General features: G+C 63.2%; 18 protein-coding genes and 1 tRNA gene. 6 read left to right on the top strand and 13 right to left on the bottom strand.

The genetic code is table 11. The features are described from left to right. Positions 1-2: 2 nt before the first annotated feature. Both RMO89_RS13390 and RMO89_RS13385 read left to right on the top strand, forming a co-directional pair. Positions 3-824: an alpha/beta fold hydrolase gene (locus RMO89_RS13390; RefSeq protein WP_310533688.1), complete on the top strand. Its 822-nt coding sequence runs from the start codon at positions 3-5 to the stop codon at positions 822-824. Next, positions 814-2,187: an MFS transporter gene (locus RMO89_RS13385; RefSeq protein WP_310533686.1), complete on the top strand. Its 1,374-nt coding sequence runs from the start codon at positions 814-816 to the stop codon at positions 2,185-2,187. Before RMO89_RS13390 ends, RMO89_RS13385 begins: the two co-directional genes overlap by 11 nt. Here the strand turns inward: RMO89_RS13385 and RMO89_RS13380 are convergent. After that, complete coding sequence (locus RMO89_RS13380) at positions 2,184-3,293, bottom strand: iron-containing alcohol dehydrogenase (protein ID WP_310533684.1); 1,110 nt, start codon at positions 3,291-3,293, stop codon at positions 2,184-2,186. The two genes, RMO89_RS13385 and RMO89_RS13380, sit on opposite strands and share 4 nt — an antisense overlap. A gap of 129 nt (positions 3,294-3,422) precedes the next feature. On the opposite strand from RMO89_RS13380, the gene RMO89_RS13375 reads away from it, so the two are divergent. Then, entirely contained in the window at positions 3,423-4,907 is a 1,485-nt protein-coding gene (locus tag RMO89_RS13375) for an aldehyde dehydrogenase family protein (protein ID WP_310533683.1), read from the top strand. A 9-nt stretch (positions 4,908-4,916) separates the two neighbouring features. Here the strand turns inward: RMO89_RS13375 and RMO89_RS13370 are convergent, their stop codons facing one another. The 8 genes from RMO89_RS13370 to infA form a co-directional block, all read right to left on the bottom strand. Next, positions 4,917-5,936 carry an amidohydrolase family protein gene (locus RMO89_RS13370; RefSeq protein ID WP_310533682.1) on the bottom strand — a complete coding sequence of 340 codons (1,020 nt, stop codon included), beginning with the start codon at positions 5,934-5,936 and terminating at the stop codon, positions 4,917-4,919. Then, a complete protein-coding gene (locus RMO89_RS13365; RefSeq protein WP_310533681.1) occupies positions 5,936-8,281 on the bottom strand; it encodes a transketolase in 2,346 nt (781 codons plus the stop codon). Before RMO89_RS13365 ends, RMO89_RS13370 begins: the two co-directional genes overlap by 1 nt. A 598-nt stretch (positions 8,282-8,879) precedes the next feature. Then, positions 8,880-10,100: a phage integrase central domain-containing protein gene (locus tag RMO89_RS13360; protein WP_310533679.1), complete on the bottom strand. Its 1,221-nt coding sequence runs from the start codon at positions 10,098-10,100 to the stop codon at positions 8,880-8,882. 163 nt (positions 10,101-10,263) lie between these two features. Continuing rightward, positions 10,264-10,339: transfer RNA gene (locus tag RMO89_RS13355), tRNA-Phe, on the bottom strand. A 104-nt stretch (positions 10,340-10,443) separates the two neighbouring features. Continuing rightward, positions 10,444-10,611: a DNA gyrase inhibitor YacG gene (yacG, locus tag RMO89_RS13350; RefSeq protein ID WP_310533677.1), complete on the bottom strand. Its 168-nt coding sequence runs from the start codon at positions 10,609-10,611 to the stop codon at positions 10,444-10,446. Next, positions 10,608-11,600: a ribonuclease E/G gene (locus RMO89_RS13345; protein ID WP_310533675.1), complete on the bottom strand. Its 993-nt coding sequence runs from the start codon at positions 11,598-11,600 to the stop codon at positions 10,608-10,610. The genes yacG and RMO89_RS13345 overlap by 4 nt, the downstream gene beginning before the upstream one ends. Then, a complete protein-coding gene (locus RMO89_RS13340) occupies positions 11,593-12,168 on the bottom strand; it encodes a Maf family nucleotide pyrophosphatase (RefSeq protein ID WP_310533765.1) in 576 nt (191 codons plus the stop codon). The genes RMO89_RS13345 and RMO89_RS13340 overlap by 8 nt, the downstream gene beginning before the upstream one ends. Before the next feature lie 8 nt (positions 12,169-12,176). Next, positions 12,177-12,422: a translation initiation factor IF-1 gene (gene infA / locus RMO89_RS13335; protein ID WP_264415920.1), complete on the bottom strand. Its 246-nt coding sequence runs from the start codon at positions 12,420-12,422 to the stop codon at positions 12,177-12,179. Positions 12,423-12,588: 166 nt separating this feature from the next. Between infA and RMO89_RS13330 the strand changes: the two genes are divergently transcribed. From RMO89_RS13330 to RMO89_RS13320, 3 genes are read left to right on the top strand one after another with little or no spacing between them, the layout of a single operon-like run. Continuing rightward, positions 12,589-15,090, top strand: coding sequence for a TonB-dependent receptor domain-containing protein (locus tag RMO89_RS13330; RefSeq protein ID WP_310533672.1), 2,502 nt, complete (start codon positions 12,589-12,591; stop codon positions 15,088-15,090). A gap of 40 nt (positions 15,091-15,130) precedes the next feature. Beyond that, positions 15,131-17,083 (top strand): excinuclease ABC subunit UvrC, encoded by a 1,953-nt coding sequence (gene uvrC / locus RMO89_RS13325; protein WP_310533671.1) that lies wholly within the window; start codon positions 15,131-15,133, stop codon positions 17,081-17,083. 24 nt (positions 17,084-17,107) lie between these two features. Further along, positions 17,108-18,199 carry an AI-2E family transporter gene (locus tag RMO89_RS13320; protein ID WP_310533670.1) on the top strand — a complete coding sequence of 364 codons (1,092 nt, stop codon included), beginning with the start codon at positions 17,108-17,110 and terminating at the stop codon, positions 18,197-18,199. On the opposite strand, the gene RMO89_RS13315 is transcribed toward RMO89_RS13320, so the two are convergent. The 4 genes from RMO89_RS13315 to RMO89_RS13300 form a co-directional block, all read right to left on the bottom strand. Next, on the bottom strand, positions 18,196-19,095 hold the full coding sequence (locus RMO89_RS13315) for an acyl-CoA thioesterase II (protein WP_310533669.1): 900 nt from the start codon (positions 19,093-19,095) through the stop codon (positions 18,196-18,198). The two genes, RMO89_RS13320 and RMO89_RS13315, sit on opposite strands and share 4 nt — an antisense overlap. A 32-nt stretch (positions 19,096-19,127) precedes the next feature. Beyond that, positions 19,128-19,973, bottom strand: a complete 846-nt coding sequence (locus RMO89_RS13310) for a transcriptional regulator (RefSeq protein ID WP_310533668.1) — start codon at positions 19,971-19,973, stop codon at positions 19,128-19,130. Next, positions 19,970-21,142, bottom strand: coding sequence for a GNAT family N-acetyltransferase (locus RMO89_RS13305; protein ID WP_310533666.1), 1,173 nt, complete (start codon positions 21,140-21,142; stop codon positions 19,970-19,972). Before RMO89_RS13305 ends, RMO89_RS13310 begins: the two co-directional genes overlap by 4 nt. A gap of 80 nt (positions 21,143-21,222) precedes the next feature. Next, on the bottom strand, positions 21,223-22,752 hold a 1,530-nt coding region (locus RMO89_RS13300), incomplete at its 5' end, for a TRCF domain-containing protein (RefSeq protein ID WP_310533665.1).

Raw genomic sequence — 22,752 nt, 5'->3', positions numbered from 1 at the left:
ACATGGCCGAAACCGCCGCCCAGGTGCGCTCCGTTGCCGGCACGCCGATCCATCTCGTCGAACATGGCGAAGGTCCGCGCGTGGTGCTGGTCCACGGCAGCGCGCAGGGTAGCTCGGTGGGCGGCGAAAAGCACTTCGCCAACCAGGCAAGCCTCGCCGAGCGCGGCTGGACAATCATTACCCCAGACCGGCCCGGACATGGCCTCAGCCCCGCACCCGATCGCGGCGACAACGCCGCCGAAGATGCGGTGTGGGTTACGGAATTGCTGGGTGAGCGCGGACACCTGGTCGGTCACAGCTTTGGGGGTGCGGTCGCATTGGCTGCCGCAGCCCGGAGTCCTGAAGCCGTCCGCAGCCTGACCCTGATCGAACCGGCGCTGCAGAAGGCAGGGTCCGACATCCCGGCGGTGCGCAAATTTCTTGCCAGGATGATCGCGATCATGCTGTTTTCCTTTTCGCGCGAGACCCGGATCAAGCGCTTTGCCAATCTGGTGGGTATCCCCGACAGCATTCGCGGTGGGACTTCGAAGGAAGAGTATCGCAAGATGGGCGAGGGGCTGGCGCGCCTGACCCTCCCCACCAAGGCCGAAATTCTGGCCCAGCTGGCAGTGGTGAAAGCGGCGGGCATTCCGCTGCTGGTCGTCTCGGGCGGCTGGAATGAGGCATTCGATGCGGTTGGTGCGCGCGCCGCCGCGCTGGGCGGCGGCCGCTTCGCCGTGGTTCGATCGCCCCATCATTTCCCTCAAAACGTCTCGAACGAGTTCAATGAACTTCTCGATTCCGCAATGCGCGCCGCCGAGCAGCGCGGCAATAATGGCCAGTAACGCGCACTCATCTGCGGGCACGCTCGACCTCGATGCAGCAATCGACGGGCAGGAGCTTGGCTGGCGAAGCGCGCCGCTCATCGGGGTCGCGCTGCTCGTGTTGCTCTGCGACGGGTTCGATCTGGCAGCGATGGGCTACATCGTGCCCGAGCTGGTCAAGGACTGGCAGCTCCAGCCGCCGGCTTTCGTCTCGGCCTTCTCGGCGGGGATCATCGGCATGATGATCGGCGGCCCATTGCTGGGCCTGCTCGGCGACCGGTTGGGCCGCCGCCGGGTTATAGTGCTGGGGCTGTGCGGAATCGGTCTTGCCACGTTGGCAACGATGGCTGCGGAGAATGTGTCCCACCTGATCGTTTTGCGCTTTCTGACCGGCATCGGGCTCGGTGGGGTTATCCCAAATGTGGCCGCGCTGATTGCCGAACTGGCGCCCAAGCGGCTGCGCGGGCGGATGGTGGTATTCGTAACCCTGGGAATGCCGCTTGGCATCGCGCTCCCGGGGCTGGTGGCGGGTATGCTGATACCTACATTTGGGTGGCAGGCAATCCTCCTGGTCGGAGGGCTGTTGCCGCTCGCGGTTGCACTCGCGGCGCGGGCGGTGGTCCCGGAAAGCCCCAAGTTTCTCGTCGAAACCGGCGGGCGTGAAGCCGAGGCCAGACGGATTATTCGCCGGCTGCGTCCTGATCTCGCGATCGGCGACGAAACCCGGCTGACGATCGCCTCGCGTGACAAGCGACGCGGATCGGCAGGCCAGATGTTTGCCGGATCGCTGGCGCTTGCTACCCCGTTGCTGTGGATTTGCCAGGCGGCAAACCAGATGGCCAACTTCTTTTCGCTGACATGGCTGCCGACCTTGCTGCAGTCCGCTGGCGCGACAACTGCGCAAGCCGGAGGGCAAGCTTCGCTGTTCGCGCTGGGCGGGCTGGGTGCGGGCGTCATCTTGATCTTCGCGATCGACCGGCTTGGGGTCGTGCCGCTGGTCGTCATGTTCATCATCGGGGTGCCGCTCGTCGCGGGAATGTCCAATGCGGAACTTGGTCCGGTGGTGCACGGCATGGTGATCGCCGGGGCGGGGCTGTGTGTTACCGGGATCAATTTCGGGCTGACCGCGCTGCTACCGATCTTCTATCCGACGTCGGTCCGATCCCTTGGAACGGGCTGGACCCAGGCGGCCGGGCGGGTTGGTGCCCTCGCCGCTCCGCTGGTCGGGGGCGTACTGATCGAGCAGAATATTCCGGTGAGCCAGCTGGCCTGGGCTCCCGCGCTCCTGCTTGCGATTGGAGCCGTGGCGTCCGTAGTGCTGGCCTGGCTATGCTTTCGCCAGTTTGGCGGGACCCGCGTCGGCGAGTTCAGCGCGGCGCACTAAGAGCCGATAATAGCGGAGATAATCGCGCGGTATTCGTCGCAAGTGGGGGCATATGGACTGGTGCGATTGAACGGGCTGGCCGCCATGGCTGCTGCAGCGTCGTCGGGCTCATTCAACCTGTAGCCCGCGCCGCATAGCGTCGTCGGCAGGCCGAGCGAGGCGACCAGACTGGTCATGGCGCGACCGATGTCGGAACCCTCCGGCAGGCCCATCGCCGTGCGAAGCCGTGCTGCCTTGGCCGGCCTGGCCCGCGCCAGCAGAGTGGCGGTGGTTGGCAGCGCAATGCCAATCAGCGTTCCATGGTGAATGTCCTGATCTCCGCAAACCAGCGCAACGGCATGGGCGGGCCCTAGACCCTTGTGGATCGCCGCCCCGCCTGCAAAAGCCGCTGCCATCAACGAGGCACGCGCCGCGTCGCCCTCTGGCTCAAGCGCTGCGTGGATGTCGGCGCTCACCCGCGCCGCGCCGTCGAGCGCCAATGCGTCGATCACCGGATGGGCAGGCTCGGCAAAAAAACCTTCGACGCAATGCGCCAGCGCGTCGATCCCGGTGGCGGCGATTAGGCGGCGCGGGAGCGTGCGCGCAAGCGCTGGGTCGCACAGTGCCACGCGAGGGACGAGCAGCGGCCCGCGCGTGCCGATCGCAGCTTCGCCGTCCTCGATGTGCAGCGCGGCGACGGGTGAACTCTCACTACCGGTTCCGATCGTCGTTGGAATGGCGATCAGTGGCGCCACCCGTGCGATACATTCGGGGCGGCCAATCAGCGCAGCGGCCGCACCCCCCCTGACCACCAATGCGGCGACGATCTTGGCCGTGTCGATCACCGATCCGCCGCCCAGCGCAATGATTCCGTCGCAGGCAGCCTCGCGATAGACTCGTGCCGCAGCGTCGGCTCCTGCGGCGGTCGGGTTCTCCGGGACATCGAGAAATTCAGCGGCGAATGGGTCCGCCGCTGCTCGGGCTTGCGCGACAATGCCCGCGGCCGCCAGTCCGCGATCGGCGATCAGCAATGGTCGCTCGACCCCGAGCAGGGCAAGTTCGTCGCTCAGCCGCGCCAGCACGCCAATTCCGAAGACCAATCGAGGGAGTACGAGTGCGGGGCCCATGCCCATCCTTTCGGTATCACGGCGGCACTGCGGGTATCTTGCGATCCGCCTTGCATGGATCGCATAGGGTGCCCAAGCCATGTTTAGCCAGAACACTGCGCAACGCACGATACCAAGCCGGAGTGAATGATGCCCGATCCTGCCTGCTCCATCCCCAAGATCGGTCGCACCACGCACTACATCGACGGCGAATGGGCCGCGCCGGGCGGTTCGACGTTCCCGGATCGCAACCCGCTCAACGGCACCTTGGTCGCGGACATCGCCGCTGGCGGGCGGGCGGAGAGCCAGCGGGCAGTCGATGCGGCGGCAGCGGCCTTCCCAGCCTGGGCGGCAATGCCCCCGGGCGAGCGCCAGCGGCTGTTTCTCAGAGCGGCCGACATCACCGAGCGGCGGGCCGAGGACATCGTTCCGATCATGGCGGCAGAAGCCGGTTCAACCCGCGTCTTTTCAGCGTTTCAAATCCGACTCTCGGCGGCGATGTTGCGGCAGGCGGCGAGCTGGGGCTACCTGCCATACGGTGACCTAATGCACAGCGACGTGCCGGGCCGGATAGCCATGGTCGCGCGCAAGCCGCTTGGTGTGGTCGCCGGGTTCACGCCGTGGAACGGCGCATTCTATCTGGCCTGGCGAACCTTTCTTCTGCCCATGGCGTTCGGCAACACTACCGTGATCAAGCCATCGGAAGAAGCGCCGATGTCGGCCGGGCTGATCCACGCTGAAATCCTCGAGGAAGCGGGCTTTCCCAAAGGCTCGTTCAATGTCGTCACCCATGCGCCGGGCGAAGCAGCGGCGGTCGCCGACGTGTTCTTCGAGCATCCGGCAGTGCGCTGCATCAACTTCACCGGCTCGGACAAGACCGCACGCATCCTTGGCGCACGGGCAGGGGCGGCGCTCAAGCGGATGGTGATGGAGCTCGGCGGATTCAATCCGATGATTGTGATGGCCGACGCCGACCTCGAGGACGCGGTCAAGGCGACCACGTTTGGTGCATTCCTGCACCAGGGTCAGGTCTGCATGAACACCCGCAAGGTTTACGTGGAGCGCTCGATCCATGACGAATTCGTGGACAAGCTGGCAGCGCGGGTCGGGACGCTGAAGACGGGCGACCCGGCCGATCCCGGTGTCATCATCGGGCCGCTGATCAACGAAAAAGCGCTGCGCCAGACCGAGGAGCGGGTTGCCGATGCCGTGAACAAAGGCGCCAGGGTCGTGCTCGGGGGCGAGTCGGAAGGAATGATCTTTCAGCCGACGATCCTCACCGAAGTGCCGGCAGACGCTATCTGCACCACCGGGTGCGACGAGACGTTCGGGCCGCTCCTGGTGATCCAGGCGTTCGACGACCCGGAAGCGGCGCTCGCCGAAGCGCAAGCGACGCCTTATGGGCTCAGCGCTTCGATCATGACCCGCGATCATGCCAGGGGCCTCGACATGGCGCGGCGGTTCGACACCGGCATCGTCCACATCAATGCGCCAACGATGGCGAGCGAGGCGTCGCTGCCGGTGGGTGGGGTCAAGGACAGCGGCTGGGGCCGCTCAGGACACTACGCGATCGAGGATTTCACCGAACTACGCTTGACGACCCTGTCACAGCTGCCGGGCCACTATCCATTCTGACCTGGGCGCCTAGACCGGGGATATCCTGAACAGCGCTTCGGCATTGGCGTGGGTGACAAGCCGCATCGTCGCTGCATCGAGCGGCGCGTTACGCATGAATGCCACCGCCTCGGCGGTCTGTTCATAGGGATAATCGACCGCGAACATCACGCGTTCGGGGCCGAACATGTCGAGGCAGAACTGTAGCGGCGGATCGGTCATCATTCCGCTGGTGGTCATCCAGAAATTGGTCGCGAAATACTCGCTCGGCAACCGCTGGAGCTGCTTCATCCCGAGCGGCTCGAGTCCACCGCGGCGGAGGATGTTGTGATAGCGGTTGTCCAGCCTGCCAAGCCAGAATGGCAATGCTTCGCCCATGTGGCCGAGTACGATCTTGAGCGTGGGGAAAGCATCGAAAACTCCGCCCATGATCATCCTGACGGCGTGCAGCGAGGTGTCCGCCCCAAAGCCCCACAGCGCACCCATCATCCCGTAATGTGAGTAGGGTCCAATCATCGAGTCCGCCGGGAATGTCGGATGAAGGTAGATCGGCGCGTCGTTGGCGACTGCCGCCTCAAAGATCGGCCAGAACTTGGGATCGTCAAGATATTCGCCGTGGGTGTGCGAGTTGATGATTATGCCATTCAACTTCAGCGTGTTGATCGCCCGGTCGATCTCACGCGCGGCCGCGTGCGGATCTTGCGGTGCAACCGCCGCCAGCCCAGCGAAGCGCGTGGGATGGCGCCCGATCGCGGCGGCCAGAGTATCGTTGGCGATGACAGCGAGCTCGGTTCCCAGTTTCGCTTCGAACGCCTGCACGCCCGGGCCGGTGATTCCGAGCAGGTGCATATCGACTCCGAAGCGGTCCATCTCGTCGATCCGGAAGTCGAGCTCGGTCAGCTGGTGCACCATTTCCTGCTTGCGGTAATAGATCGCCAGATAGCGCGACGCAGCCGTGTCGATCCGTTCAGACAATTTGAGATATTCCGCTATGTACTCGATCGGTGCGAAAGCTTCCTCGGTGGCGATCAGGCGCGGTTCCATTGGCATCAGCGGGCTCCCAGGAAAAGTTCGGCGGCGGCATCGACGATTGCTTCGGCGTCGAGCCGGTAGGTTCGGTACAGGTCAGGAAGGTCGCCGGTCTGGCCGAACCGGTCGATCCCTAGCGGGCTGGTGCGCATGCCCCGGACAGCGCCGAGCCACGATAAGGTGGAGGGCGCGCCATCGATTGCAGTGACGAGACCCGCATGCGGCGACAGCGCGCTCAGCAAGATCTCGACATGACTTGGCGCGGCCGGCTGGCCGTTCCCCCGCGCAGCGCGCGCTGCCGACCAGCCGCGATGCAGCAAGTCAGGCGAGGTCACATTCAACAGGCCAAGGCCGGGAATGTCGTCGAGCAGGTCCGCATATCCTTGCAGCACTTCGGGCGCGATGGCCCCGGTGAAGGCAATCGCAGCTTCGGTGCCAAGGGCAGGGGGCTTCAGCCAGTAACCTCCTTTGAGCGCGTCGGCCTTCCAGCCGTCATCGGTGCGTTCGACTTGATCGATCGAGCGGGTAGTCAACCTGAGATAGACCGAACCACCATCGGGCGCCTGCATGTGCGCGAACGCCCAACGCATCATCAATGCCAGCTCGTCGGCATAAGCGGGCTCGAAGTACGTCAGGCCGGGCTGCCCAATCCCGATTAGCGGCGAATTGATCGACTGGTGTGCCCCGCCTTCGGGCCCGAGCGTCAGTCCAGCCGGGGTCGCGACCAGAAGGAACCTCGCATCTTGGTAGCACCCATAATTGAGCGCATCGAGCCCGCGCGCGATGAACGGATCGTAAACTGTGCCGATCGGCATGAGCCGGGTGCCGAACACCGGCGCCGACAGTCCCAATGCGGCGAGCATCAGGAACAGGTTGTTCTCGGCGATCCCCAGTTCGATGTGCTGGCCCGCACCGTGGCCCGACCACTTCTGCGCCGACGGGATGCGCGCCGCGTGAAAAACGTCCTTGAGTTCCTGGCGGCGGAACAGTCCGCGCTGGTTGACGAATGCGCCGAGGTTGGTCGAAACAGTGACGTCGGGCGAGGTGGTGACGATCCGGTCGGCTAACGGATGCCCGGATTTCGATAGTTCGAACAGGATCTTGCCGAACGCGGCCTGCGTGGACTGCTCCAATCCTTCCGGCACCGGCAATTGCGCTGGTACGGGTACGGCTTCGAATTCCGGCTCGCCGCCCTTGCCCGCGAGCGGCGACGTCGCGACGAAATCCCGCAGCGCTTGCGCGGCGTTGCCGCCGAGGCCGCCGTACGGCTCCCACTCGTCGCCCGGCGCGATGCCGAGCTCTGCGCGCAAACCCTCTATCTGGGTCGGGTTCATCAATCCGGCGTGATTGTCCTTGTGGCCCGCAAAGGGCAGCCCGAAGCCCTTGATGGTATAGGCAATGAACATCGTCGGCCGCTCGTCTTGAGCGGCGTCGAACGCTTCAAGCAGCGTCTCGATGCAGTGCCCGCCAAGGTTGGTCATCAGTGTGGCGAGAGCGTCGTCGTCGTAGTTCTGGATCAGTTTGGCCGCCGATGCCTTCGCGCCGATGTCGTGCATCAGCCGCGCGCGCCAGGCCGAACCGCCCTGATAGGTCAGCGCGGCGAAGTCCGCATTGGGGCAGGTGTCGATCCAGTCCTGCAGCGCTTTGCCGCCGGGCTTGCCAAAGGCTTCGAGCTGACGCTTGCCATACTTGAGCGTTAGCACCCGCCAGCCACAAGTTTCGAAGATGTCGTCGAACCGGCGGAACATCCGGTCCGCGGTGGTCGCGTCGAGCGACTGACGGTTGTAGTCGACGACCCACCAGCAATTGCGGACATCGTGCTTGTAACCCTCGATCAGCGCTTCATAGATATTGCCTTCGTCGAGTTCGGCATCGCCCATCAGCGCGATCATCCGCCCGGAATCAGCCTCGGCGAGATTACCGTGCGCAATCAGGTAATCCTGGACCAGACTCGCAAACAAGGTGACGGCCACGCCCAGCCCAACCGAGCCGGTCGAAAAATCGACCGGAATCTGGTCCTTGGTGCGCGACGGATAGCTCTGTGCGCCGCCGAGTCCGCGAAAGCGCCGGAGTTGATCGAGCGTTTGATTGCCCAACAGGTAGTGGATTGCATGGAGTACCGGTCCGGCATGTGGCTTGACCGCAACCTTGTCATTCGGACCGAGCGCATGGAAATAGAGCGCCGCCATGATCGTCGAGATCGAAGCGCACGAAGCCTGGTGCCCGCCGACCTTGAGCCCGTCCCGGCTGTCGCGCAGGTGGTTGGCGTTGTGGATGGTCCAGGCCGCAAGCCAGCGCAGCCGGGTGTCGAGCGCCTCGAGCGAGGCCACCCGGCTGCTGGTGGTCAATTGGAGCGCCTCAGTCATCGCAGTCGTCTTACCGTTTCGTGCTGGTCATGAATGCCCGGGTGGAGTTTTGGCCTAGGCAATGCTCCCCGGCGCGGACAGGTTGCACATTTTCCTATGCAATGCCGATTTGGCATCGGGTGCGATGCAAGGTGGCCGCGCTCGGCGGGTGGCTGAGCGGCTTTGTCGTGACATTTGGGTTGCCGACAAAATCGTGCGGGCTTTATCGGGCACCGATTGCAGGCAGCATGAGCACAGGATGGAAACCGGTCAACGTTGGCTGGACCCTGCCCTAGAAAATGCATCCGCAACCGGCTTTCACTGGTTGCGTTCGGAAGCTGTCTGGTGGCGAGCGAATGACAGATTTTGAGACGACACTAGGTAAGCCATGTCCGCGTCTGCAGCCACCCCGATATGCGGCCGTGACAATAAGCGGTGCGGCACAGTTCGACGGCATTCACCCCAGAAATCGGGCGCTCTATCGCCACGATTTTGGTGGGGGTTATCGCTGGGGGTATTTATAAGTTTTGATGAAGAAATGCTAATGTATTTCAACAGCTTAATCGTCCATTAAAATTCCCTCCTCCGCTACCGATCTTATGCTTCCGCTTTTTGATATTTAGAGGCGACCAAACTTTCTTCCTTTCGACTTCGCGCCTGCCTGAAGGTGGTCAAGATAGTCCGACCAATTCTGCATCATCTTGACCCGCTCGTCCCAATGCTCGCCTCGCGCATATGCTCTTCTGACCTCGTTGGTTTCGATATGTGCAAGCTGCCTCTCGACTGCGTCGGGGTGCCACTTGCCCATTTCGTTCAACAACGTGCTGGCCATCGCGCGAAAGCCGTGCGTCGTCATTTCGGTCTTATCGTACCCAAGTCGGCGTAAAGCCGCATTGAGCGTGTTGTCCGTGATTGATCTCTCGGTCGAACGGATGCTCGGGAATAGAAACTTGGTGTCACCGCTCAGAGGCCGGAGCTGCTGGAGCAACACCAGGGTCTGCCTGGAAAGCGGCACTCGGTGAGTGCGCCGCATTTTCGTCTTCTGAACCGGAATGGTCCAAACCGCATCTTTCAGATCAAATTCTGACCATTCAGCCATTCGAAGCTCGCCTGGGCGCACAAACAGGTGTGGTGCCAGCATTAAGGCAAGGCGAACGGTGGGTTGCCCTTCATAGCCTGCCATCGCGTTCAGCAGCCCGGTAATTGCCTTCGGATCGAGCAGGGCGGGGCGGTGATTCGTTTTTGGGGTAATCAGCGCACCACGTAGATCGAAGGAGACGTCGCGCTGCGCGCGGCCGGTAGCGATTGCGTAGCGCAGGAGAGTTCCGAAGATGCCGCGGAGTCTGATCGCAGTCTCATATCGACCGCGAGCCTCGATCTTGCGTAGAACCTCAAGAAACTCCGGGGCGGTGATCTGTGAGATTGGACGCTTCGCGAGCGTGGGATAGGCGAACTCCATCATCCACCTCATCTTCTTCATCGTGGATAGAGACCGGCCTTCAAGCTCCAAGCGGGCCAGCCACTCTTCGGCAATCTTCTCGAAAGTCTCGCCGGCTATCAGCTTGGCTTCGCGCTTCTCGTTCTCGCGGCGCTCAACCGGATCTTCACCCGCAGCCAAAACCTTCCTGGCAGCGTCTCGCTTCTCACGGGCATCAGCGAGGCTGACATCGGGGAACACCCCGAAGGCCAACGTCTTGAATTTTCCTTCAAATCGATAATTGAAGCGCCAATATCGGTGGCCCTGTGGATTGACCAACAGATAGAGGCCTGCCGTGTCGGCAAGCTTGTATGATTTTTCTTTGCCTTTTGCGTGACTTACAGAAGTTGCAGAGAGTGCCATGAGGGTATCTCGTTTGAGGGTATTTGGCCGATACCCTCATAGATACCCTCATATTTTCCGGATGCAAGCCACCCCATGCGGAGCCATCCGGACATTAAATTCATGAAAAACCTTAGTTTTATGGACCAATCTGGAAGCTTGCGGACCCCTGCGGAAGGCCCAATGGTGCCCGGGGACGGAGTCGAACCGCCGACACCATGATTTTCAGTCATGTGCTCTACCAACTGAGCTACCCGGGCATTGCTTCGGCGACGACCATTCAGGGGCCGGCGAGCGTTGGAAGCGCGCCTATGGCGAAGAGGCCGCGCCTTTGCAAGAGTGAATGGCTTCGAAAAAGTGAAATTCAGGCCTCTTCATCATTCTCGTCGTTGACCGCCGGTCCAGCGAGGACATAGCCATCATCAAGCCACTTCACCAGATCGCGGTCGCGGCAACGGGTGGAACAGAAGGGCGCGTGTTCCTCTGAACAGGGTTTGGCGCAGATCGGGCATTTGCGGGCAGGGCGGTTCATTCGCTCAGCGACTGCACATAGGGCGCTTCGAGCGCAACCGATTCGCTCCATTCCCACTTTAGAAAGCGTCCGGTACGGGCCGAAACAGCTGCCGCGAAGTCATCGGGTATATGCTGGCGCAGCGCCGGATGGGCGCACAGCAGCAGCGAGCCGTGTCCCGGAGAGCATTCGGCCCGGCGCGCCAGCGTGACCATTCCCAGCCTGCCGCGTGCCCGGCGATACCGTGCAAGAATTGAAGGTCGCTCAAGCCGCGAGACAAGCTGGACGAGGCCGAAGCCGTTCATCGCTGTCCGCTCGCCGCGCCAGTTCGAAAGCGCCTCGGCAAGCGCGGCATCGACTGCCTGCCGGTCCTTGCGCGATTCAATCGACGGAAAGTCGATGGCTACCGATCCGGCGATGTCGAGCCGTCGCAGGCTCTGGACCAGTGACGGGATCGCTGCGAAGGCAAGCGCGAGTGGGGGGAGGTTGCCATCAATATCGATCACGGTCATCGCCGGCGTGGCATCGATCGCCAGGCTGCCATTGGCAAAGGCCACAGCGCCGGACAGCGCCTCTTCGACCAGTTCATCCCAGCCCAGATCGTTGAACGCGCCATCGGCGGACCGGCAGCGGGTGACATGGAATTCGCTCGCCTGCAGCTCTTCAATCAGCTTGGGGCCGTCACGTGGAACCGCGCCTTCAGGTGCGGGGCGCGATTGCGGCAATTTGTTGCGGCCCCGCTCGGCAATCGCGGCGCGGGTTATCTCGAGCAGGAGGGTCTTTCCTTCGCTGACGCTCGCCGGAATCCGGTCAGCCAGAACTTCGGTTCCGTCGTCAAAGCGGGCAAGCCCTCGTGCCGTGCCGCGCGGTTTTGAAACCAACTGGGCAGGGGCAATCAGGCCGGGGCGCACGTTCTCCAGCCAATCAACCCGGGCGCCGATGATCTCCCCTCGCTCGACCAGGATCGCGCGATGCTCGCCGATTCCTTCCTCGACCAGCCACTCAGGCAAGGTCGAATCCGGCGGCGGCCAGCAGGCTGCGCGTTTCGTACAAAGGCAGGCCCATGACGCCCGAGTGGCTGCCGCTGATCCAGGCGATCAGTCCCTCGGCGCTGCCCTGAATGGCATAGCCGCCGGCTTTGCCTGACCATTCGCCGCCGGCGATGTAGCTTTCGATCTCTGCGGCTGAGAGGCATTTGAAGCGGACAATTGTTTCCGAAAGGCGCTCATGCAGGTTGCCGCTGGGTGTGCGCAGAGCCACGGCGGACAGGACCCGGTGACGGCGGCCTGAAAGCAATTTCAGACATTCCCGCGCTGCCGTCTCATCCTCAGCCTTGGGCAGGATACGCCGGCCGCAAGCAACGACCGTATCACCAGCCAGAACGAAAGCTTCGGATGAGGCTGCAGCAATCGCCTTTTCGCGCGCCATGCGCACAGCATAGGTACGCGGCACTTCGCCTTTCAGCGGTATTTCATCGATATCGGCGGCGTTGATCGCCAGCGGCTCTATCCCGATACGGCCAAGAAGTTCGCGGCGGCGCGGAGAGGCGGAGGCCAGAATAAGCGAAGGGTTCACCACCCTGCGCGTCAAGACGGGCCGGGGCCGCCGCGACCGGGCATGAAGCGATAAGTGATGCGCCCCTTGGTCAGGTCATAAGGCGTCAGTTCAACAAGGACTTCATCGCCGACGAGCACGCGAATGCGGTTTTTGCGCATCTTGCCGGCTGTATGGCCAAGGATTTCGTGATCGTTTTCAAGCCGGACGCGGAACATGGCATTGGGCAGCAGTTCGACCACCATGCCGCGCATTTCGAGAAGTTCTTCTTTCGCCATCGGCGATACTCGTCCGTCCTGTTAATCCCTGATCGCGGCGCGGCATAGCGGGGCAAAGCGAAAAAGGGAAGAGTGCAGGCCAATTCGCAAACTTTCGCAAAGGCGACAATTTATTACGTTGCGCGACTTGCTTGAATCACGGGGGCTTGGCACCCACCTTGCCGCTATGAAACTGCGTGCCCCAGCAGTCTGTTTGTCGGTTGTCGCCCTTGCCTGGTCGCTTCCTTCCCTGGCCCAGTCGAGTCCGACTGTCGCCGCAGACGCCCCTTTCGAAGAAGATGAAGCTCTGCCGCTGGCCGGCGAGATCGTCGTTGTTGCCGAACGCATCAAGGGTCAGCTCGACGTGCCGCAAAAGCCGATCGAGGTCCTCGATGAAAAGGATATCGCCTCTTACGGGGCCAATTCGATAAGCGATCTGCTCGCCGCGCTCTCGCCGCAGACCGGCTCTGGTCGCGGACGCGGCGGTGGCGGGATGCCGATCATGCTGATCAACGGCCAGCGCATCAGCTCGTTCCGCGAAATGCGCGACATGCCGCCCGAAGCGATCCGCCGGATGGAAATCCTGCCTGAGGAGGTTGCCCTGCGCTTTGGCTATCCGGCCAATGCCCGTGTGGTGAACCTGATCCTTAAGGACAATTTTGCCCAGCGAACGGTAAGCGCCGAATACGGAATGCCGGATCGCGGAGGTTCGGCAACGAGCGAACTGCAAGCCTCGCTGTTTTCCGTGGCGAACGGCGGGCGCGTCAACATCACCGGCACCCATGAGCGCACGACCGAACTGACCGAATCGGAACGCGGCGTGATCCAGTCTCCTGGCAGCATTTCAAGCGTTAGCACCGATCCCGACCCGGCCTTTGCGCGCACGCTGATTGCCGACCGGAGCACGTCTTCGCTGAATGCCACGTGGGCCAAGGGGCTTGGCAAGAACGGGCTGGCCGGATCGTTGACACTCAACGGCACGATGTCGCTGGTGACGACCAACCAGATGTCGGGCCTCAACACGGTGACCTTGACGGCACCGGGCGGTGCCACGGCGCTTCGGACCTTTGGCGAACCGCTGCGTCGCTCGAACCAGACCGCGACATATCAGGCGGGCGGCGGCTATAATCGGCCGCTGGGCGCCTGGCAGTTTTCCGCCACTGTGGATGCGGGACGCACCGAGAGTGATACGCGCATTGATCGCCGCGCGAACACCGGAGTCCTGACCGCTGCCGCGCTTTCCGGGACCCTGCCGATTACCGGCCCGATCCCGCCGCAAACGTCGCTGGGCGCGGATCGTGCATGGACGGCGAGCGACACGGTTTCCAGCCTTGTCACCCTGATTGGTCGGCCAGCGCACCTGCCGGGCGGTGATGTTACGATGACGGTCAAGGGCGGCTATGCCTACACCGGTATCACCAGCGAAGACACGCGCAGCGCTGTCGGTCGCACTGCGCTCAACCGCAATGACCTCTCGGCGGGCGTCAACATCGGCATCCCGATCACCAGCCGGCGCGAAGGCTTTCTGGAAGCGGTGGGCAACCTGTCGCTAAACCTCAGCGCCGGGATCAACGACCTTTCCGACTTCGGCACGCTGAAGGACTGGAGCGCGGGTCTGACCTGGGGCGTTACGGATAAACTGAACCTTCAGGCCAGCTATCTCGTCAACGAAAAGGCACCGTCTCTGGCCGAACTCGGCAATCCGCAGATCGTCAGCTTCAACGTACCCGTGTTTGATTTCACGCGCGGCGAAACGGCACTGGTTACGGTGACCGGAGGCGGCAATCCGGGCCTGCTCAAGGAAACCGACCGCGACCTCAAGTTCGGGTTCAACTGGCAGACGCCGCTCAAGAACACGATGCTGATTGCTGAATACTTCCGCAACCGGTCATCCAATGTCACCGAATCGTTCCCGGTCCTAACCCCGGCTATCGAAGCAGCCTTTCAAGGCCGGGTGACACGCGATGCATCCGGACGGCTGATCGCGATCGACCGCCGGCCGGTGACCTTCTTTGCCGAAAATGCCTCGCGCCTGCGCTATGGCATCAACGTCAACGGACCAATCGGCAAGGCTCCGGAAGGCGCCGCCGGCGCGGGTATGCCCGGTGGTGGTCGCGGCCCCGGCGGCGGTGGCCGGATGGGCGGTGGGCGCATGGGTGGCGGAGGCGGCCCTCCGATGATGGGCCCAATGGGCGGCGGCAACGGGCAGGGGCGGTGGAACATCGCGCTGTTCCACACCGTCCAGTTCCAGAACACTGTCACGGTTTCCCCCGGTGGCCCGGTGCTTGACCTGCTTGACGGCGCTGCCCTCAGCGGTGGCGGCGTGGCGCGGCATTCGCTCGAGGCTGACGCCGGGTTCGTTTATCGCGGTTTCGGCACGCGGTTGAATGCGACATACACTGCCCCGACGCGGATCGACGGCACCGGCCTGCCCGGATCGAGCGACCTGCGCTTTGGCAGCGTCACAAAGGTCAACCTGCGGATGTTCGCCAATCTCGACCAGATGAAGGGGCTGGTGAAGGACGCGCCGTGGCTCAAAGGCGTGCGGGTGTCTCTGGTCGCCAACAATCTGCTCGATTCACGCCAGCGCGTGACCGACGGGACGGGCTCGGTGCCGATCAGCTATCAGCCTGACCTGATCGATCCGACCGGCCGATTTATCGGGATAGATATCTCGAAACGCTTCTGACCCTCTTTGCCAGCGGCCATGGCGGGCCTATCTGTCTGCCATGGCTCGCAAGACCCCAGTCCCCCCTGATGGCGCCCCTTCTGATCGGGACTCGCCCGAGCGCTTCAACGAGGACCGCGCAACCTATACGATGAAGGGCAGCCAGCCCGATCTGGAGGCCGGAGTCGCCGCAATTCGCGAGGTTCTGGCCACCCTGCCGCCGCGTCCGGGCGTCTACCGCATGCAGGATGCGCGCGGCGACGTGCTCTACGTTGGCAAGGCGCGGGCGCTGAAGACCCGGGTGGCCAATTACACGCAGGTCGATCGCCTGCCGCTGCGCCTGCAGCGGATGGTCTCGCAGACCCGCTCGATGACTATCGTAACGACCAATAGCGAGGCCGAGGCGCTGCTGCTCGAAGCGCAGCTGATCAAGCGCTATCGCCCGCCATACAACGTGCTGCTGCGCGACGACAAAAGCTTTCCCTTCATCCTGCTGCGCGCCGATCATGCGTTCCCGCGCATCACCAAGCATCGCGGTGCGCGGCGGGCGGTGGGCAATTATTACGGGCCGTTTGCCAGCGCCGGATCGGTGAACACCACGATCAATGCGCTGCAGAAACTGTTCCTGCTGCGAAGTTGCACCGACAGCTTTTTTTCCCGCCGAGACCGGCCGTGCCTGCTCTACCAGATCAAGCGCTGCTCGGCCCCCTGCGTCGGCCGCATTGCCGAGACTGACTATTCCGAGCTGGTTGGCGAGGCGAAGGATTTCCTCGGCGGGAAATCCGGCGCGGTTCAGAAGAAGATCGAAAGCCAGATGAAAGAGGCGGCAGAATCGCTCGATTACGAGCGTGCTGCGATGCTCCGCGACCGATTGCGCGCGGCGACCTTCATTCAGGGCAGCCAGGCAATCAATGCCGAGGGCGTGGGCAATGCCGACATTTTCGCCATGGCGACACGTAACGGACAGGTTGGCGTACAGGCTTTCTTCATTCGCGGCGGGCAGAACTGGGGCCACCGCGCCTTTTTCCCGACCCATACCGAGGGATTGAGCGAGGAAGACGTGATGGAGAGCTTCCTCGCCCAGTTTTACGAGGAAGTTCCCCCGCCGCGCCTGATCCTCGTCGATCGTGCGCTGCCCGAGGTGGATCTGCTGTGCGAAGCATTCCGCGAAGGCGCTGGCGGCAAAGTTGAAATCTCAGTCCCCCAGCGTGGCGACCGGCGGCGCCTGATCGAACAGGCGCAGCGCAATGCGGTCGAGGCGCTTGATCGGCGGCTGGCCGAGAGCGGCACCAAGGCCAAGCTCAACACCGAACTGGCGGAATTCCTGGAACTTGCTGAACCTCCGCAGCGGATCGAGGTTTACGACAACAGCCACATTCAGGGCGCGCAGGCGCTTGGCGCGATGATCGTTTCCGGTCCGGAAGGCTTTATCAAAGGCCAATACCGCAAGTGGAACATCAAGACCGCGCAGACCAACGATGACTTCGCCATGATGCGCGAAGTCTTCCAACGCCGCTTCTCGCGCGCCGCAGATGAAGATCCCGACCGCGATGGCGGCACCTGGCCAGACCTCGTCCTGATCGACGGCGGCAAGGGCCAGATGAGCGCCGCGCGCGACACGTTGGAGGAAATGGGCATCGAGGACGTGCCGCTGATCGCCATCGCCAAGGGGCCGCATCACGGGCGCGATGGGCGCGAGGTGTTCCACTTTCCCGATGGGCGCGAGAAGATGTTGCCGGTTAATTCGGCGCTGCTGTTCCATCTCCAGCGGCTGCGTGACGAGGTGCACCGCTTCGCCATCGGTGCTCACCGCGACAAGCGCAGCCGGGCGATCACCGCAAGTCCGCTCGATGAGATTCCCGGCATCGGTCCGGCGCGCAAGCGGTCGATGCTGCTGCATTTCGGCACGGCGAGCAAAGTGCGCGCCGCATCGCTTGAGGACCTTCAGCGCGCGCCAGGCGTTAGTGCAGCAGTGGCGCAAACCGTATATGACTTCTATCATCCGCGCGGCTGACGCGAACAGGGGGTACACGTTTCCATGAAGGGCAAGCAGATCGGCGGCTGGACGCTGGAAAACATCGGTTTCGCGGCACTTGTGATCGCGGTGACGGCTCTGTTCGGCTGGATGCTGACGCCATACTTCGGGGCGATCCTGTGGGGTTTGGTCGCGGCAATCGTGTTTCGCCCGCTTTACCTGTGGCTGACCAAGCAGTTCGGTGGTCGCAAGGGGATTGCCGCTGGCGTGACGTTGGTGCTGATTGTCGCCGTGGTCATCGTTCCGGCAGCCTTGTTGGGGGCCAGTCTCGTCGCAGAGGCTAGCGGGCTGTACGAGCGTGTGCAGAACGGCGAACTCGACCTGGGCGCGATCCTCGTCAAGGGCGTGAACGCACTCCCTGGGCCGCTGGAGGGCTGGGCCCGGGAATATAGGCTGACAGACCCCGAGCGTATCCGCACAATGATCGCGCCCGGGCTTTCAACCGGCCTGCGCACGGTGGCTGGTCAAGCGCTGACCGTGGGGCAGGGCGCGCTCTCGTTCCTCGCGGCGCTGGGTGTGATGCTCTACCTCACGTTCTTCCTGATGCGGGACAGTGAACAGCTGGGTGAGCGGTTCCGCACAGCCCTGCCGCTCGATCCGACGCTGCGTGATGAGCTGATCGAGAAGTTCCTCACCGTGGTCCGCGCGATCATGAAGGGCACAGTTGCGGTCGCGGTCATGCAGGGCATTGTCGGCGGTCTGATCTTCTGGATGCTTGGCGTCGAAGGTGCGCTGCTGTGGGGCCTGATGATGGGTTTTTTCTCTCTGATCCCGGCGGTGGGCACAGGCATCATCTGGGTGCCGGTGGCGCTTTACCTGATCGCGACAGGCTCGTTCTGGGAAGGCGCGATTCTGGTGTTCTGCGGGATCTTCGTCATCGGACTGATCGACAACCTGCTGCGCCCGATCCTAGTCGGCAAGGATACCAAGCTGCCGGACTTTGTCGTGCTGATCGCCACGGTCGCCGGCCTTGAACTGTTCGGGCTGACCGGCTTCATAATAGGGCCGATCATCGCGGCCTTGTTCATCGCAGTGTGGGACATGGTCACGCAGGTGCGCGGCCAGCATATCAAGGAGGACGCGGCGAAGGCCTAGCTTTCCGCCTCGTCCTTTTTCTTCCGCACCCGGATCAGGCCTTCCTGCGCCGATTCTGCCACGAGCCTACCGTCGCGCGTGTAAATCCGGCCCCGGTTAAAGCCGCGCGCGCGGCCGGCCCAGGGGCTGTCGGTGACATAGAGCAGCCAGTCGTCGACGCGGAAATCGTCGTGGAACCACACCGCGTGGTCCAGGCTCGCGCCCTGAACCGCGCCGGTCATCCAGCTCAGTTTGTGGGGCACGGTGCATGTGCCGAGCAGAGAGTAGTCAGTTGCATAGGCGAGAACTGCCCGATGCACGCGCGGATCGTCGGGTAGCGCGGCAGGGGCGCGAAACCACGTTTCCAGCTTGGGTTCGCCCCCGCTGAGGCCAGCCCATGCCGCCGGATTGACCGGCTTCACCTCAAGCGCACGGAATTGCGAGATCAGCGCGCGCATTTCAGGCGGCACCATCTCGATATACTTGTCACGCAATTGCGCTTCGTTCAACAAGTCTTCCGGCTGTGGGACTACCGGCATTTCCATCGCATGGCTCACCCCTGGCTCGCGCTTGTGGAACGAGGCCGTGAGGTTGAGGATTGGCCTGCCCTGCTGGCTGGCGACGACCCGGCGGTTGGAAAAGCTGCCGCCATCGAAATCGCGGGCAATGACGAAGTCGATCTCGTGATCCTCGCTGCCGCCGCGCAGGAAATAGGCGTGGAGGGAGTGCACCTCGCGGTCAGGGTCGACGGTGCGCTCGGCCGAAGCAAGGGCCTGCGCGATAACCTGCCCGCCATAGACACGCCCGATGCCACCGGGCTTGCGCCGACCGCGAAAGGCATCGTCGCCGACGCGTTCGACGTCGAGCAGGTGCAGCAGTCCGGCAACCAGACTTTCAGGAGAATTGTCGTCACTCATCCGCTTGGCCATTGCCAGTCAGCGGCAGCAGGTCAACCCGCCGGAGGCTTGCGGAACTTGCGCAGCACGCGCCAGCCGAGCGCCTTGCCCTTGTTGGTTGCGGGCCAGCGCCCGGTGCTGCGCGGACGGAAGCCCATGCGGCGTAGCACGCCATTGAGCGCGCGGGCGTCCGCCTCGGCAAAGGACCAGTCGGAGCGCCAGGTGATCGACAGTGATACCGAGCTGCCCGGCCCGGTCTTGACGAAGTGCGGGGCCATGACCGGCACGAACAGCGCCTCGCCGGGGCAGAGCGGAAATTCGGTGCCTCCGGCCAGCAATTCTTCGCGCCATTTGAGTTCACGTGCACCACCGGTGTGATAGCCTTCATGGACCTCGTCGGGCGCAAAACGCGCATCGCCGGCGGGGAACTGGGTCATGACTTTCGATCCGCGGATCTGTAGCAGGATGTTGTGCTCGGGGTCGAAATGGTACGGCGTTACGCCATTCGGCGAGGTGATGAAGATGAAGCTTTGCAGCTTCAGCATCGCGCCGGTCTTCGCCTCAATCTCGGGCCGGATTTCGGCGAGCAGGCTGTGCAACAATTCGGCATAAGCCGGCACCTGCTCGACGTTCTTGAGCACGGCCCAGGAACCGGTTTCCTCGATCTTGCGGATGGTTTCGCCGATGGGGATGCCGGTGGGGTCCGGCTTGCCGTCAACGCCGATGGGCAGGTCAGCGAAGTTGTATTCGATACTGCTGGCGGGCAGCATTTCGGCCAGTGCGGCGAGCGCGTCCAGCTCAAGCAGCGGATGTTGGCCGAGCGCGTGCGGCAACTTGTGCGGCACCTCGGGGTAATTGCCCGCAAAGGTCCGGCGGGCTTCGGTCGAAAACACGGTCATAGTCTGGCTCCGTCAGGGCGGCGACCCAGTTCGGCGCTGAGCAAGGGGCGGAACAGCGCGCGGCGCAGCGCTCCGCCGATGGCGATGGACAGGGCTCCCACGGCGCGGCGTTCGCGCCAGATATGGTCGATCATCGGGTGATCGGCAGCCGCGCAGGAATCGCACCAGTCGATGCCCGGGCGCTCGAGAATCGTAAGGTTCTCGCGCTGGAGCAGCACGCCGGGCGAGAAGCGGGCGTAGTTCTCATCGAATGCGGTCTTATAGGAGAATGATCCCGGCGCGGCCAGGAAGTTCGCCAGCATCGCGATGGGACGGCCATCGAGGGTCAGCATCAGCCGCTCGAGCCTGCCCGCCGCCGCAGCACCGACAAGAGCATCCCGGAACAAAGCAGCTGTGGCAGGAGCAGATGCCAGCGCGGATCCCGCATTGCCTTTCCAACCAGCTTTCTCGAGCGCAAGGAATGCCTCGGTCCACTCGGCCAAACCGTGCGTGCTTTCACGCCGTTCGAAGCCGAGTTCGCCTTCTTCAGCGAGGCGGTTCGCTTGCCGGCGCAGTTCCTTGCGCTTCTTGCCGCTCATCGAGGCATCAAGATAGTCTTCCGGCGACAGTTCCGATGCGAGCAGTGCCCGTTCCTGGCAGTGGACAATCCCTCCAGTGCGGCCGGTCTCGTGAAGCTCTTCGCGCAGCGCCCCGGCCAGCGATCCTTCCAGCGGCACTTGCGCCAGATGTAGGAAGAGCGCCGTTTTGGCGTTACCGTCAGCCCAACTCAGCAGCGCCTGCCAGAAGACCCTTTCGTACCCCTGTGCCACCAGCGGTGCACCGAGGAAGCAGTTGGCATGCATCCAGCCGGACAGGTTGGGGATCGGCTTGGCGTAATATCGCGGCTGCCGGGCGATGGGCAACAGGCCAAGCCATTCGCCATCGCGCTCCAGCACAAACAGGCTGACTTTCGCATCGTAGCCGTGGGCGCGAAGTGCCGGCATCAGATACCAAGGTTCGAAAAACGGATTGGGCTCGGCGGCACGCGGGGCAAGCGCTTGCCACGCAGATAGGTCGGCGTCCGTGATCTGTTTCCAGTCGCGCTGCACCGCGTGCGGCACGGCGGATCGATCAACGGCTAGCGGTGCCGGCTGACTGCTCCTGTGGAACGTGACCGCATTCGATGCCACGCATGAACCCTCGCATAGCGCGGCCAAGCCGCTGACCGGGCGGCATTATCAGCGTCAGGCAAAGGAAGTGTGAACGCGACCTACTTGCGAGCCTTGCGCGCGATTCCGCTGAGGCCCTTGGTGAGCTGATACAAGCCATTGAGCCGCGAGCGCGGATCACCCCAGGTTCGGGTGATGACCAGCTTGTTATCCGGCCGCAGCTTCACCGTGCCTTCCAGACGCTGGCAATAAGCGACCAGCCCCATCGGATCGGGGAAACTGTCTTCATGGAAGGTGACCAGCGAACCCTTGGCGCCAACGTCGACCTTGGCGATATTCGCCTCGATCGCCAGACGCTTGATCTCGATGAGCTTGACGAGATTTTCGGTCGGCGCGGGCAGGGGGCCGAAGCGGTCGATCATTTCGGCGGACAGCGAATCCACCTCCTCGGCGCTGTCGGCATCGTTGAGGCGGCGATACAGCGCCATGCGGACGGCGAGGTCCGGCACATATTCTTCGGGGATCATGATCGGCGCATCGACGGTGATCTGCGGAGAAGGCCCAGCGGAACTCGCCTTGATGCCCGCCACACCGGCCTTTGCCTCAAGGATCGCTTCCTCCAGCATGGACTGGTACAATTCGAAGCCAACCTCGCGGATATGGCCGCTCTGTTCGTCGCCCAGCAGGTTGCCAGCGCCGCGAATGTCGAGATCGTGGCTGGCCAACTGGAAACCAGCGCCCAGACTGTCGAGATCACCCAGAACCTTGAGCCGCTTTTCCGCGACTTCGGAAAGCTGGTTGCCGGCCCGCGTCGTCAGATAGGCATAGGCGCGGAGTTTCGAGCGCCCGACGCGGCCGCGCAGCTGATAGAGTTGAGCCAGACCAAACCGGTCAGCGCGGTGGATGATAATCGTGTTTGCACTCGGTATGTCGAGCCCGCTTTCGACGATGGTGGTCGAAACCAGCACTTCGTACTTCTTCTCGTAGAACGCGCTCATCCGCTCCTCGACCTCGGTCGGGCTCATCTGGCCGTGCGCCGAAACGTACCGGATTTCAGGAACGGTGTTGCGCATCCATTCCTCGACATCGGCCATGTCGGCGATGCGGGGCACGACGATGAAGCTCTGTCCGCCGCGGTGATGCTCACGCAGCAGCGCCTCGCGCATCACCATGTCGTCCCATTCCATCACATAGGTGCGCACGGCGAGGCGATCGACCGGCGGGGTCTGGATTACCGACAGTTCGCGCAGCCCCGACATCGCCATTTGCAGCGTGCGCGGGATCGGCGTCGCGGTGAGCGTGAGCATGTGGACGTCTGTCTTGAGCGCCTTCAAGCGCTCTTTGTGCGTCACGCCGAAGCGCTGCTCTTCGTCGACGATGACCAGGCCGAGGCGTTTGAACTCGACGCCCTTCGCCAGGACCGCGTGGGTGCCGACGACGATGTCGATCTTGCCGTCGGCCAGCCCGGCTTTCGTCTCCTTCGCCTCCTTGGCGGGGACGAGGCGCGACAGGCGGCCGACATTGATCGGGAAGCCGCGGAAGCGTTCCTCGAACTGCTTGAAATGCTGGCGCGCGAGGAGGGTGGTCGGGCAGACCAAGGCGACCTGCATCCCGGCCATCGCCGCGACGAA

Origin of the sequence: Novosphingobium sp. (assembly GCF_031424035.1) — a bacterium.
Lineage (GTDB): Bacteria > Pseudomonadota > Alphaproteobacteria > Sphingomonadales > Sphingomonadaceae > Novosphingobium.
Note: the sequence above shows the minus strand (reverse complement) of the source record. Positions and strands in the feature narration are given on the sequence as shown.